The organism is Flavobacterium sp. WC2509 (genome assembly GCF_052683105.1).
The window spans coordinates 2421575-2435077 of record NZ_JBQZFG010000001.1 but is presented as its reverse complement, the minus strand read 5'-3'; the positions used below and the strand labels follow the sequence as shown (position 1 = coordinate 2435077).

10 protein-coding genes are annotated in these 13503 nt (G+C 34.9%); 1 reads left to right on the top strand and 9 read right to left on the bottom strand.

Translation table 11 applies throughout. The annotated features are described in order from the left end of the window. Window positions 1–188 precede the first annotated feature (188 nt). Together ACUN3A_RS10225 and ACUN3A_RS10220 are read right to left on the bottom strand one after the other, a co-directional pair. The gene (locus ACUN3A_RS10225; RefSeq protein ID WP_445551194.1) at window positions 189–3590 is read right to left on the bottom strand and encodes a hypothetical protein; all 3402 of its coding nucleotides are present in this window, start codon (window positions 3588–3590) and stop codon (window positions 189–191) included. A 289-nt stretch (window positions 3591–3879) separates the two neighbouring features. Then, on the bottom strand, window positions 3880–4992 hold the full coding sequence (locus tag ACUN3A_RS10220; RefSeq protein WP_445551193.1) for a hypothetical protein: 1113 nt from the start codon (window positions 4990–4992) through the stop codon (window positions 3880–3882). A 373-nt stretch (window positions 4993–5365) separates the two neighbouring features. Here ACUN3A_RS10220 and ACUN3A_RS10215 point away from each other — a divergent pair, with 373 nt between their 5' ends. After that, on the top strand, window positions 5366–5845 hold the full coding sequence (locus ACUN3A_RS10215) for a regulatory protein RecX (protein ID WP_445551192.1): 480 nt from the start codon (window positions 5366–5368) through the stop codon (window positions 5843–5845). 184 nt (window positions 5846–6029) lie between these two features. Here the strand turns inward: ACUN3A_RS10215 and ACUN3A_RS10210 are convergent, their stop codons facing one another. The 7 genes from ACUN3A_RS10210 to ACUN3A_RS10180 form a co-directional block, all read right to left on the bottom strand. Next, entirely contained in the window at window positions 6030–7184 is a 1155-nt protein-coding gene (locus ACUN3A_RS10210; protein ID WP_445551191.1) for a beta-ketoacyl synthase N-terminal-like domain-containing protein, read from the bottom strand. 459 nt (window positions 7185–7643) lie between these two features. Next, on the bottom strand, window positions 7644–8915 hold the full coding sequence (bioA, locus tag ACUN3A_RS10205; RefSeq protein ID WP_445551190.1) for an adenosylmethionine--8-amino-7-oxononanoate transaminase: 1272 nt from the start codon (window positions 8913–8915) through the stop codon (window positions 7644–7646). An 86-nt stretch (window positions 8916–9001) separates the two neighbouring features. Next, window positions 9002–9622, bottom strand: coding sequence for a dethiobiotin synthase (gene bioD, locus ACUN3A_RS10200; RefSeq protein WP_445551189.1), 621 nt, complete (start codon window positions 9620–9622; stop codon window positions 9002–9004). Between the two features lie 51 nt (window positions 9623–9673). Next, entirely contained in the window at window positions 9674–10057 is a 384-nt protein-coding gene (locus tag ACUN3A_RS10195; RefSeq protein WP_445551188.1) for a GxxExxY protein, read from the bottom strand. 42 nt (window positions 10058–10099) lie between these two features. Further along, entirely contained in the window at window positions 10100–11272 is a 1173-nt protein-coding gene (locus ACUN3A_RS10190; protein ID WP_445551187.1) for an aminotransferase class I/II-fold pyridoxal phosphate-dependent enzyme, read from the bottom strand. Between the two features lie 145 nt (window positions 11273–11417). After that, a complete protein-coding gene (locus ACUN3A_RS10185) occupies window positions 11418–12182 on the bottom strand; it encodes a porin family protein (protein ID WP_445551186.1) in 765 nt (254 codons plus the stop codon). A gap of 63 nt (window positions 12183–12245) precedes the next feature. Continuing rightward, on the bottom strand, window positions 12246–13367 hold the full coding sequence (locus tag ACUN3A_RS10180) for a hypothetical protein (protein ID WP_445551185.1): 1122 nt from the start codon (window positions 13365–13367) through the stop codon (window positions 12246–12248). Window positions 13368–13503: the final 136 nt, after the last annotated feature.

Genomic DNA, 13503 nt, shown 5'->3' with positions numbered 1-13503 from the left:
CAATTTTTGTTAATCAACAAAAAACATTATAATTATAGTAAAATTCTTAAAAAAATAATCCAATAGATTCTTAATGAATTTTACCCTATTATCTAATACTCTTTTTGCGCAAAACAGCCATTTAAAACAAAAAAATCCCATTCTGAATAAACAGAATGGGATTTTTAAAACTCCACTATTTTAACTAATTAATCATGAAAAACAATTTCTTGGCTCATCGAGTTGCCATCTTCGAGTTGAGTAATAACAATCATAACTTGATTACTTCCTTTTAAATTATCTATAATCAATTCATTTTTTCCTAGTTTGTTTTTTTCAAAAATCAGGCTTCCTTTCAAATCATACACTTTTACAAAAGACAAATTTTGATCAAAAGAATTGATTTTTATCTGCCCACTTTTTACCGATAGAATAACCTCTTTGCCTTTGGTTTGAACATCCTCTGTATTCAACAATTTAGAGCTATCTGCATAGCGAAGCACAAAGCGATCCGCAAATGTCCCAATTGTTGTGGTAAACGAATAGTCACCATTCTTTAAATTATAAATTGTATTAGTTATTTTATCTTCTAAATAAATCGCTTGATCGGCCAAAGACCCATCTACAGCATCAATACCAATCTTAAATATTCCTGCTATAGTAGTTCTGTAACCCAAGGGCACTTCATCTACTACATCAAAAGGCAATCCACGTGCCTGAACCGCATAATTCTTAGCATTCGCTATACTATAAAAATCTACAAAAGGATTTCCGTCAAATGTGACACCATCATATAAAGTATCAAAATCATTGGTCGCTCCTGTCATATATCCAACCAATAATTGCTTGAAAACACCTCCATCGTTGGTTAAATTCAACCAAACTCTTTCTCTTTCTATTGCCGTTGATTTCTTAGTAGGCTGCTGTTTAAAAAATTGGCTATTCATTCCTGAATCGGAAATTCGCATCGAATTGTTGAATGTGAAATTTCCTGATCTTTTGCTATCAACAAAAAAAGATTGACCCGCTGCTATTTTTCCTAATGGAGCAGCACTACCGCTAGCTGAACCTCCACCTGAACCAGTTGTTCCTAACAAAGTATAAGTAGCATAATCATTTGCCGCATACTCATATTGATTGCTTACCCCATTTAATGTTCTCCCGCTGCGATGTGTCCAAAAATACAAAGCGCCATTAATTATGGTTTTATTGTAAGTCATAAACAAATCAGCATCTATTGCTGAAGGATAAGGATTTCCTATTAAATTACTTTTATTGACCCCTTGCGAAGCTATTGTTTGAACTCCATTGTTTGGTTTTCCAACAAATTCAACATTTTGAACTTTGGGCACCGAAACTATACCTGAAGGCACTCTGGCAATATATCCTTTAGCAGGAAGCATCACGGTAGCTGCTGTTGCGGGAGCCCAATTATCAGTAAGCCAACTCCAATATTTATCACTACCAGGCGATAACTCTCCCAACTTCCTGTCTACAACTGGCGAACTCCAATATACATAATCATAGTCTTTTATGGTAGATGTAGTACGCTTATAAGTAATATTTCCAGTATTGACTGCCGTGTCATCCAGTTGCACTAAACTCGTGCCGTTTTCAAATGTTAGCGTTCCATTTCCTATGATGGTTAAACCTTTTCTAAGTTTTAAAACTGCGTTTGCATCTACTATAATATTTACACCCGCATTGACCTGACAAGAACACCCTTCTATGGAACTTGATATAGTGGTACTACCTCCATCCATAATAATTTTCTTAGAAATATCAGGATTACCATTGCCCCATGCAGACCCATTCCAGGTAGTACTAGGCATATCTGGAATAGCTACAATTACAGCTGAAGAAGATAAGCATCCAAAATTATTTCGAACCTTAAAGGTATAGCTTCCTGTGGGTAAATCTGTAACTAAAGTTGAAGATCCCGAAGTGGGTGCCGATACAACATTACCCTCAGTTCTTTCTAAAGTCCAATTCCCGCTAGGCAAACTATTGAGAACAACCGTGCCTCCAGCTGTACATGTCACACTAGTTATAGTACCCTGGACTGGTACGGATGGAATCGCATTTACGGTAAGTGCAGTCGTATTATTGGTTCCATTCTTCAAATTAACATTAACGGTATTGGTAAAAGAATACGTAACATTATAAGGGGTTATGTTTGCAGGCAATGTTGCTGTAGTATAATTTACAGAAAAAACACCTGTACTTCCTACAGTAGTTGTATTTTGAGCCACACCATTAATTGTCACACCTATAGCTTCTGCAGAAGGATAAAAACCTCCGCCAATAGCATTAATTCCACTAACTGTTCCACTAAGTGTTGTCATTGCAGTTCCAAAACAAATACTTTGGCTCACTGTTAAATTTGAAAAAACTGCCGTTGGTCGGGTATCTGTAGAAACGGTTACTGTTCCTGTAGTCGGCTGAAAATAAGCATTATCCTTATAAGCAGCAGTAGCAGTTGTAGAACCCCATACTCCATTAATTTTTTTGTAGACGCCCAGTGTAAGACTACCAGCTGCTATAGTAGTTCCACTAGCAATACTTGCTGTTGCTCCATTGATATATAAATTACCCGCAACCGAAGTAGTGTTCGAAGTAGATTTTATTCCACTGCCGCTAAACGCTAGATTATTATACGCTTTTGGAAGAACTGTCTGTGCAGCGCCATCATAATTTACTGTAGTCCCCGTCCCATTTAAAATAATAGTATTTGTTCCTAACCCTGATAAACTAAAAGGCGCTGTATTACTTAACAGCAACGTTCCTGTTTGTGCTCCTGTACTCATTGATAATGTAGAAGTAGTAGCAACCAAAAGTGCATTTGCAGTCGTAATTACCCCGTCTATATTTACAGTTCCACTTTCTATATAAAAAGAAGCATTATTACTTGCAGTTAAAACTCCTAAACTGTTCAACGTAACTCCAGCTCCTGTAATATTGAAATTTGAAATAGTAGAAGTTAATCTTGTGTTGCATAATAGTCCTATACCAGTACCTAAACCTACAACTAAAGTGTCACAATTTATCGTTCCGCCACCAGTTAAAAAAGCATCCCTATCAGATAAAACTCCAATCGCTACAGTAACAACAGTAATGGTGTCAGTAATATTTAAAGAGAATCCTGTATTCACATTTATCGTTCCGTTGCCTACAAAATTTATAAGGTTACAAGCAGCATTTGCAGTTACCGTAATTACATTTGAACCTTGAATATTAACAGTATCAACAGGACTTGGTGTACCACCTGTAGTACGATAATTTTGATTAGTAACCGTGTTTGCAGCATTTCCAACTAAAACAAGGCTGATATCACTATTAATAGAAGCTACAGTACCAATTACTACACCTAATTGAGTAGTAATTACAGAACCAACAGCTAGCTGAGTCAAAAATGAAGTGCCTACGCCTGTAACTGTAGTTAAAGCAGTTGAAGAGGTTACAGTTCCTGTTCTAGGTATATTAATAGCTGTCCAGGTGGCAACAGCATTCCAATTACCAGTAGTAGCACTGGTCACTGTTCCTGATTGTCCAAATCCATTCATTTGCAAAAAAACAATCAGTAAAAACGTATAGAGTAATTTTTGCAACATCACTTAAAACTTTTAAGTTAAAACAAAAAAAGACTAAAAGAGCTATACCAAATATAGCTTATTTTATTCAACATAAATCTTTTTATAAATAAATAGCCATATTATTTTGTATTATTAATAGTGTTATTTAAACACAAATAATAGCAGTCGGATGTAACAAAATCTAACACTATTTATCATTTTTACGGAATCGAAAAAATTAATTCGGTAAAAAACGGAATAAAAAAGAAACCGACACAATACAAATTTGAGTCGACTTCTTTATTTAGAATTAATTCACTTGCTGTCGCTATAAAATAATTTTACTGGCAATCCATTTACCGTTATTCAACTGGGTATTAACAATTAAAACTTGTCTTGCTACACCTAAATTAGGAATCACAAATTCTTTACTATTAACATTTTTTCTTTCAAACAATTGTATTTGTCCCATGCTATACACCAAAATAGTTTGTATAGGCCCCTGTTTAGAATTAATACTTATTTGATCGTTATTAACCGATACAACTAATGATTTTTGTTTGCCCTCATAAACCGTTCCTTCAATGATCGCTACAGCTGGTTCCTCAACAACAGGTTCAGTTGCAATTGGAGCCGGAACTTCTGGAACTGTCACAACAGGTACTTGAACAACTGGCTCAGTTACAATGGGTGCAGGAACTTCAGGAACTGTTACAATAGGTACTTCAACAACTGGCTCTGTTACAATTGGAGCAGGAACTTCAGGAACTGTTACAATAGGCACTTCAACAACTGGAGGAACAATTACAATAGGAGTAGGATCGATTGGATCGGGAACAGCTGCAATTGGTTCTTCTGGAATATGATTTACATAAAGCAACACAAAACGATCATTAAACCGTCCGATTGATGTTGTAAAAGTATAAGCCCCGTTTTTTAAATTATGAACCACTCCTGTGGTTTTGTCTTTCAGAAACACAGCCTGATCAACAAATAAACCATCGAAATGATCTATACTAATTTGAAATTCACCTTCAATTTTAGCTTTGTATCCCAACGGAACTTCATCAGTATCCAAAAAAGGTAAACCTCTTGCTTGTATAGTTAAATTTTGACCGTCACCAATACTGTAAAAATCAACATATGGATTCGAATCGATACTAACTCCATCATACAAATTATCCCAACCATTGGTGGCTCCGGCCATATAGCCTAACAATAATTGTTTAAAAGCTCCTCCAGAATTTGTCAAATTTAGCCAAACTCTGCTTCGCGTTATTTCAGCCGTATTCGAGCTACTAAAACTGGTAGTCGTAACACCTTCAAATTTAAAACTCTCATGACTAGCCTTGCTTGACAAAGCATTAGAATGTACCGCTTTTGCAAAAGAAACTTGTGAAATTAAAAAACACACATTCATTAAAAGTAAAAATTTTTTCATAAGAATAAAGTATTAAGATTATACCAGTATTGAATTGTTTTATGGAATGTGACAATAAAAAATCAACAAGATTTTTTGTGTTTATCAAATCAAAAATGGTGTTGAAGCGTATGATTAATTTTTCAACCTTATCAAACTTAATAAATGAATTCAAAAAAATAGAAGAAAAGCATATTTAATCGATGAAATACATCTTTTTTTTAAAACAGTATTATTAGTATTACAAATAATCGAATTAAAATTTAGAAAAAAATGGAAAATTATAACTTTTAACTGTAAAAGGATTTTGAACACTTACAATTACAAACGACAGTTTATGATTTCTTTCCAAAAGACTTACTTTTGCTATATATTAAAAAAAGGTTCATTTCGAATGAAAGAAGTATATTCCATTAAAGAAGCAATTCAAAAAATAGAACATTTTTGTGCCTATCAAGAGAGATGCCATGAAGAAGTGGTTTCTAAATTGTGGAGTATGAAATTAAATTCATCAGAGATAGACGAAGTTATTGTACATTTAATAGCGCACAACTTTCTTAATGAATCACGTTTTGCTTGTAGTTTTGCTCGCGGAAAACACCGCATTAAACATTGGGGAAAAATCCGCATTACCAATGAATTGAAAATGCGAAAAATCAATCAAACCTTGATTAATATTGCACTAAAGGAAATCGAACCCGAAGAATATATCGCCACGTTTGAAAATTTAGCCGAAAGGAATTGGAACTCCATAACTGAAAAAAATATTCTCAAAAAAAGAAAGAAATTTTGTGATTATATGCTTCGCCGAGGTTTCGAGAGCAATTTGATTTATGAAAAGGCAAAAGAATTGGAAAAAACTGATAACCAATGACAATCCTCCATTTCATTCGTCAAATTATTATCAAAAAAATGGCATACTAATCATACTGATAAAACAGATTTAGTTTTTAGCTCTAGTAGAAACAAAACCGCTCCCTAACTGACACTTTTTTAATTATCCGTGCTAATTGCTAATATCCGTATAATTCGTGCAGATCTGTGGCTAAAATGCGTCTCTAAACACTCAACAAAACACTCACCGCATTCCCGCCAAAACCAACAGCATTTACTAAAACTTTGCGAATAGGTTTCGTCTGTATTTGTGCTTCCGCAAAAGGAACTCCGATGAACTGATTATTTTGCATCATCAAAATAGCCATTTCAACACTCAAAATCCCAGATGCACCAAACGTGTGTCCAATTTTCCATTTGTTTGTAGTAAGCATTGGCAAATTTGAACCAAAAACCTTTTGAATCGCTTTATATTCAGTTAGATCGCCTGCTTTAGTTCCTGGAGCGTGCATCACAATAGCATCAACTTCAGATAAATCGATATTTTCCAAAGCCATTTTCATTGATTTCTGAAAACAAGTCGCTTCTGCCGAAATGGAAATGTTATGTTCCAATATTTCAGTAGCATATCCAATACCTTCTATATAGGCCAAAGCATTTTCTTTTTTACCAATTTCCAAACAACAAACAGCAGCTCCTTCGCCAAGAATCATAGTATTCTGCTTTTTCTCAAAATCTAAAGCCCGATTAGGGAATTCCTCTTCGCTATTAGAATAAATTTTCAAAGCCCTCATCTGACCAACAGTGAAATCGGTCAAAGGCGCTTCACTTCCGCCTACCAAAAATTTCTCTGACATCCCAGCACGAAGCCAAGCCACACCATTCAATAAAGCATGCAAAGCTGTCGAACAGGTAATAGAATGTGAAATTTCGGGACCTGAACTCTGTAAATCGTGAGCTACCCAAGAAGAAATATTTCCTAAAGTTGTTGTTGGTGAAGCCAAAGTTTGTGCTTTTCCTGATTCTAAATATTCCTGAAAGTGTTTTTCGAATAAATCAGTTGCCCCGCGGGAAGAACCTATATTTATTCCGAAAGCATCCTTAGAAGTCCAACCAGCATTTTCTACAGCTTTTCGAGAAGCTGCCATGGCATACAAAACCGATTTATCTAAAGATTTGTATTTAATATCAGATTGTTTTAAAGCTTCAACTATAGCATTTGAATTATCATCCAACTTGGCAACGAGTGTGTTTTTATGATCTAAGAAATGACTCGTAAAACAATGATTTCCGTTTTGATAATTTTCCCAAATCGTTTTCGGGTCATTACCCAATGGAGAAATAGATGCTAGTGCTGTGATAGAGATAATTTGTGACAAAATATTCAGTTCTGGTTTGACCGCAAAGGTCGCAAAGTTTTACGCAAAGTTTACAAATAATTATGCCTATTTTTTGGCTGAGCTGTGAGCATAAATGGCACACGGATGACACAGATTAAACGGATCTACACTGATTCTTTAATTAGTATGGTTTCCCTTTTTTAGTAATTCTAAGAATGTGCATTATTTTTTATCCGTGTAAATCCGTTTAATCCGTTCAATCTGTGGCTAAATATTTTGCACGCGGTTAAACCTAAACACTTTCCAAAGCACTTCCCACAACTTTATACACTTTTTGCAATTGTGCATCGGTATTTACCAAACTGTGACTATAAATAGCACACAGATTCTACTGATAAAAACAGATTTTAAATTTAAACCATATAAGGATATTTAAGCGGAAATTATTTTAAGTCATCCGTGTAAATCCGTTCAATCCGTGTCATCCGTGGCCAATGACTAAGCAATTTCCAAAGCACTTTCGACCACTTCATACACCTTTTCCAATTGTGCATCTGTAATTACATAAGGAGGCAAAATGTAAACGATATTTCCAACTGGTCTCAGAATTATTCCATTTTCAATAAAGAAATCATAGAGTCTGTTACGCAAAGTCCCGTAATAACTTGCAGAAGTTTCGGTTTTTATTTCCAATGCAAAAATCACTCCGAGTACTCTCGTAGTGGTAACCATTGGATGATTTTCAACTCGTTTTTGAAAATCTAAATGGTTTTTATTGATTCGGATTAAATTATCCTGCATTTCCTCGGTTTTCAACAAAGACAAACTCGCCAAAGCCGCTGCACAACCTGTAGGATTTGCAGTAAAAGTGTGTCCGTGAAATAATGCCTTATTGATATCTTCATCATAAAAAGCATCAAAAAGATCCTGAGTAAAAGTCGTAATCGCCATCGGAATGGTTCCTCCCGTCAAAGCTTTGGACAAGCACATCATGTCCGGTTTTTGAGTCAAATAATCACAGGCAAAAGTTTTACCCGTTTTCCCGAAACCTGTCATTACTTCATCGGCAATCGTTAAAACATTATTTACTTGACAGATTTGGATTAATTGATCCAATGCTTCGGGCTCGTACATCACCATTCCGGCCGCTCCCTGTACCAAAGGCTCAAATATAAATCCAGCACAATTATGATTTTTTATAACTTGTTTCAAAGTATCAAAACTTGCCTGCTCCTGTCCTTTCACAGGAACCGGAATCCGAACCACATCAATAAACATTCCTTGAAACGCCTGTGTATAAAATGAGATCCCGCTGGCGGCCATTGCGGCAAAAGTGTCGCCGTGAAAAGCATTTTCGAAAGCAATAACGGTTGTTCTCTTTTCGCCTTTATTGTAAAAATACTGTAAAGCCACTTTGATAGCCACTTCAACAGAAGTTGACCCATTATCGGAAAAAAATACTTTCTTTTGATTATTAGGTAAAATAGCCAATAGTTTTTCGGCCAAAATAATGGCTGGCTCATGCGTAAACCCTCCAAACAAAACATGTTCTAACGTAGTAAGCTGTTTGTAAATCGCATCGGCAATAAACTTATTGGAATGCCCATACGGATTGACCCACCAAGAAGCAATAGCGTCAATATATTCTTTATTATTTTCGTCCCAAAGCAACGCACCTTCGCCTTTAGTTATCGCGATAGGAAGTGCGGCCGTTTTGTGCTGTGTATAAGGGTGCCAAAGATACTGGCTGTCTCTTTCGATTAAACTCATTAGATTTTAGATTATTGATTAACGATTTCTGATTTTAGATTGATTTTTGAAATTGACATTGCCATTGAAATTGATTTTTGCTATTGCTATTGAAGTTCTAAAAGATTCTCTCTAAACCGATCAGCATATTCTTTAATTACGTTTTGGTCAAAATAGGGTTCCTGCTCTATTCTGCCGATACATTTAAGCCCTGTTTTATTCAAAATAATCGATTCGGTAGCTTTATTTTCATCACCTGAGAAAACAATTCCTCCAATCGCTATTTTACGATTAAGCAAGGATTCAATTGTCAATAGTGTATGATTAATACTTCCTAAGTAATGTCTGGAAACCACTATCACTTTATAATCGGGTTGTATTAAATCTATAACGCAATCCGTATCATTCAGAGGTACAAAAACGCCGCCCGCACCTTCAATGACCAGATTATTTTGTGTTTTTGGCTCTTTTACTTGTTGCAAATCAATGGTAATTCCATCTAATTGAGCTGCAAGATGAGGACTGGCTGGAGTATTTAGCAAATAGCTATTCGGATGTATTTCCGTTTTGCTATTTGAGATAAACGACTTGATTTTATGACTGTCTGAGTTGTCAACATCTCCCGCTTGAACGGGTTTCCAGTAATCGGCTTCAAGAGCCTCAACAATAATGGATGAAGCAATGGTTTTGCCCACATCGGTAGAAATTCCTGTAATAAATAGTTTCATGTTTTGGCCCACGGATAACACTGATTAAACAGATTATCACGGATTTTAAAATTACTTTTTATTGTTTGTATATATAATACGTTTGAACTCTGGATCTTCTCCAAAATTTAAGACTAATCCAACTTCGATTTCTGTTGCTTTTAAATAATTCATTAATTGAGCCACGTGGACATTCATAAGCAACTCACAAGCTTTAAGTTCAACAATGACTTTATCCTCAACGAATAAATCAGCATAATATTCACCAACTAATTGATTCTTAAAATAAACTTTTATTTGTTTTTGAGCTTCAACTTTATAACCTAAAGCTTTTAATTCAAAATACATTGCATTTTGATATACTTTCTCTAGAAAACCATAACCAAGTTGATTATAAACAGCATAATATGCTTTCAAAATTGAATCCGTAACATTTTTATAAAGTAGGTCTGCCATAATAAATCTGTGTCAATCAGTTTAATCAGTGTTATCCGTGGGCTAATATACAAAGCTACTCAACAGCGTCAACATATTAGTTATTTCCTCTTTGCTGTTATAACTATGCAGACAAAAACGCAGTCTCTCCTGCCCTTCAGGAACCGTTGGCGAAAGCACAGCTTTGACATCAAAACCATTTTGCTGTAAAGCAATAGCAACACTTTTCACCTTTTCATTTCCAGGAATAATTACACTTTGAATAGCCGATTTGCTTCGAATGAAAAGCGGACTCAAATACAGCATTTTTTTCACCTGATTAAAAAAAACAATATTATCGCGAAGTAACTCAAGAGCCTTTTTATCCTCTTCAAGATGATAATACCCCATTAAAATAGTAGCCACCGAATGAGGAGAAAGCCCTGTGGTGTAAATGAAACTTCGGGCAAAATTAACGAGATACGATTTTAACTCATCTGAACCCAAAACAACAGCTCCGTGACAGCCCAAACCTTTACCAAAAGTCATTATTCGAGCAAATATTTTATCCTGCAATTGTAAATATTGAATCAATCCTCCCCCCTTTTCTCCAAAAACTCCTAAGGCATGGGCTTCATCAACTACTAAATAAGAGTTGTGTTTCTCAGAAATGGCAACCAATTCTTCGATATTAGGACAATCTCCGTCCATAGAAAAAACAGTTTCGGTTACAATATAGATGATTGCATTTTTTTCATTGCCATTGCTATTGTCATTGCTATTGCCATTAAAATTGACAATCTTTTTTTCCAAATCCTCAAAATCATTGTGTTTGAATTTATAGGACTTGGCATTCGATAATTGAATTCCATCCCGAATGGAAGCATGGCACAATTCATCATACAAAATCAGATCGCCTTTTTGCGGAACAGCACTAAAAAAACCAACATTGGCATCATATCCCGAGTTGAACAGCAAAGCCGATTCCGATTGATGAAATTGAGCTACATAATTTTCAGTTTCGGTATATAAAGTATGATTACCAGAGATTAGCCTCGAGCCAGTCGCTCCATTATTTTTTATATTATAATTCAATAAAAATTGATGGGTGTCATTAAAAATCGCTTCCGATTTTGAAAAACCAATATAGTCATTCGAAGAAAAATCAATTAAATCATTCGGTTGCGGAAGGATGCGTAATGATTTATTTTGCCTTCGGATTTCGAGTTTATCGCTAAGATTTTTTGGAAAATTCATAAAAGCAAAGTTATAAAAACCAATTGTAACTATTCAATTTTTAGTAATTAGTCTTTAGTGATTAGCTTTTAATTGAAGCTTTCAAAATAATAAAAATGTTTTCTTTATTGAAGATGTTTTAGAGAATTGAAAATCTAAATAGAATTTATTTTTCAGGCAAAACACTTTTTTCTTCCAATGCTTTCTGCTCAGCAGCATTTTTTTCGGCCGCCCTTTTCCCAGCTTTACCTTTTCCTATAGGCAATCCAGCTGTTACATAAAGCGAGCGATTGTATTGGTTTGGACTGTCGGCACCTTTAAGAAGCGGCACCAGTCCATAGTAATATTGTAGACCGACATTCATTCCGTATTTTGTTTTTATTCGATATCCCGCACCAATTGTCAAACCAGCATCGATAACATGAATCTTGTCACGTATATTTTTTGTATACTCCACATCGTCTCCATAATAGTTTTGATGAAACACATCAGTCGCAGTAGACAATAAACCTAATTGCGTACCTGCTTTGACATATATATTATTATCAAACTTGTATTTAATCATTAAAGGAACATTAAAATAGTTTATTTTCCTCTTTATGGATCCTTCAACGAATACAGCATCCAATTTCTCATCATCCAATGAATAAACGGCAATTCCTTTCGCCCCCATTGTCGATTTTACGATAACTCCCGTGTTGAAAATCCAGGAAGGATTCTTAAGATTAAAATCAAAATAAAAACCCAAATTAAAATCGGTTCTATAATCCGAATCCAGTTTCGAAATGGTGGAAAAATTAGCACCACCCTCCAAACCAAATTCAATATTAGGAGAATTCAATTTGTCACCAAAAATTAGAGACATTAACACTTGCGATTGAGCAGAATGAAAACTAAAAAATAATGCAATGAAGAGTAAAATCTTTTTCATGTGTTGATATTTAGTAATCTTCTTAAAGCCTCAAGCTATTTTTTATTTAATAAATTATTTTAATTATAGCCCAAAGCGATATTGAACACTAGTCAAAAATTGGGTACGTGTTCCTAAAAAGCCACATTCTGCACGCAACATAAAATGCCTGTTGAATTGATATTGGGTTCCTAAAATAAAATTCCACATGTCTTTAGGCGCTTTTTCAAGAGAATATTGCACTGTAGATGTTTCAGCTGTACTCAATGCACCGTCAATACCTGTTAAAAGGTTTCCAGCAGTTTCTAATGCCCTATTTGCAGTTTCATATTTTGCTTTATTAGATGGTTTTGCCTGATCTTTACTAGATAACCCATTCCACCAATCGTCTACTTGAACTTGCCTGTCATTTACTTTGGTGAAAGCTTCATCCAATTTGGCCTGCGCACCGTCTAGTGGTAATACATCTGCTAAAGCTAAAGAACCATTTGTCCCACTTTTTAAATGTACTCTAAATGCACCTGCCCAAACCGCAAAATTTTTCTCTGGTTTATTAAGTTTAAAGGTTTTCCCTAATCTTGGACCAAAAACAAAACTCATCGCAGGTTTATCAAGAGCACTAATATCTGTCCATGCAACATTCATATCTAAGGCTAACCAACCTCCCCCAATACCAATAGTAGGAGTCATACCTAGTCCAAATGAAGTACCTTCAAAATCTGCTTTAGTATTAAAGGAAGTTATTTGAGACCAATTATTGTTGACATCTGGAATCCAAACACCAGCATCAATGTTAGTAGACATTTTTGCTTTACCAAAAATCCCATACACATTCAAAAAAGGAAACAACCAGATATCTGGTCTAATAGTGGCAGCATATCCTGATGCTTGTGCGTTATTGAAGCGTATGATTTGATCCAGATTGTACATAGGCCCATTATTGAAACCAACTTCCAAATTCTTTATAGTTAAATCAGATTCCTGCCAAAAATAGTTTACCGAAATACCCGCAGAATAAGGCAATTGAAAGCCTTTCTTAGTAGCTTTATCTCCCCATATAGGCAATGTATAAGGATATTCCGCTACCTTAAGACTATCCAGCAGCGCCTCTTGGTTTTTTCCTACCACTTTATTCGTATAGACTTGCGAGAAACCTATATTATATATTAATAAAAAAAGAAATATTAAAAATTTATTCTTTACCATTTTCTAAAATTTAAATTATCTATACTCTTAAAAACTCATAAGGTAAAGTTAAAAAAATAATCGGTCAAATCTTTTATTACCTATTATATTTTGATTACAAGAGAAAATTAAAGCATAAAAAAAGCCTGACTTTCGT

Excerpts from the sequence above, each read along its gene's own strand:
- ACUN3A_RS10195 (WP_445551188.1), bottom strand. The coding sequence starts at position 10,057 with ATGGCAGACCTACTTTATAAAAATGTTACGGATTCAATTTTGAAAGCA.
- ACUN3A_RS10225 (WP_445551194.1), bottom strand. The coding sequence starts at position 3,590 with ATGTTGCAAAAATTACTCTATACGTTTTTACTGATTGTTTTTTTGCAA.
- ACUN3A_RS10180 (WP_445551185.1), bottom strand. The coding sequence starts at position 13,367 with ATGGTAAAGAATAAATTTTTAATATTTCTTTTTTTATTAATATATAAT.
- bioD (WP_445551189.1), bottom strand. The coding sequence starts at position 9,622 with ATGAAACTATTTATTACAGGAATTTCTACCGATGTGGGCAAAACCATT.
- ACUN3A_RS10190 (WP_445551187.1), bottom strand. The coding sequence starts at position 11,272 with ATGAATTTTCCAAAAAATCTTAGCGATAAACTCGAAATCCGAAGGCAA.
- ACUN3A_RS10220 (WP_445551193.1), bottom strand. The coding sequence starts at position 4,992 with ATGAAAAAATTTTTACTTTTAATGAATGTGTGTTTTTTAATTTCACAA.
- bioA (WP_445551190.1), bottom strand. The coding sequence starts at position 8,915 with ATGAGTTTAATCGAAAGAGACAGCCAGTATCTTTGGCACCCTTATACA.
- ACUN3A_RS10215 (WP_445551192.1), top strand. The coding sequence starts at position 5,366 with ATGAAAGAAGTATATTCCATTAAAGAAGCAATTCAAAAAATAGAACAT.
- ACUN3A_RS10185 (WP_445551186.1), bottom strand. The coding sequence starts at position 12,182 with ATGAAAAAGATTTTACTCTTCATTGCATTATTTTTTAGTTTTCATTCT.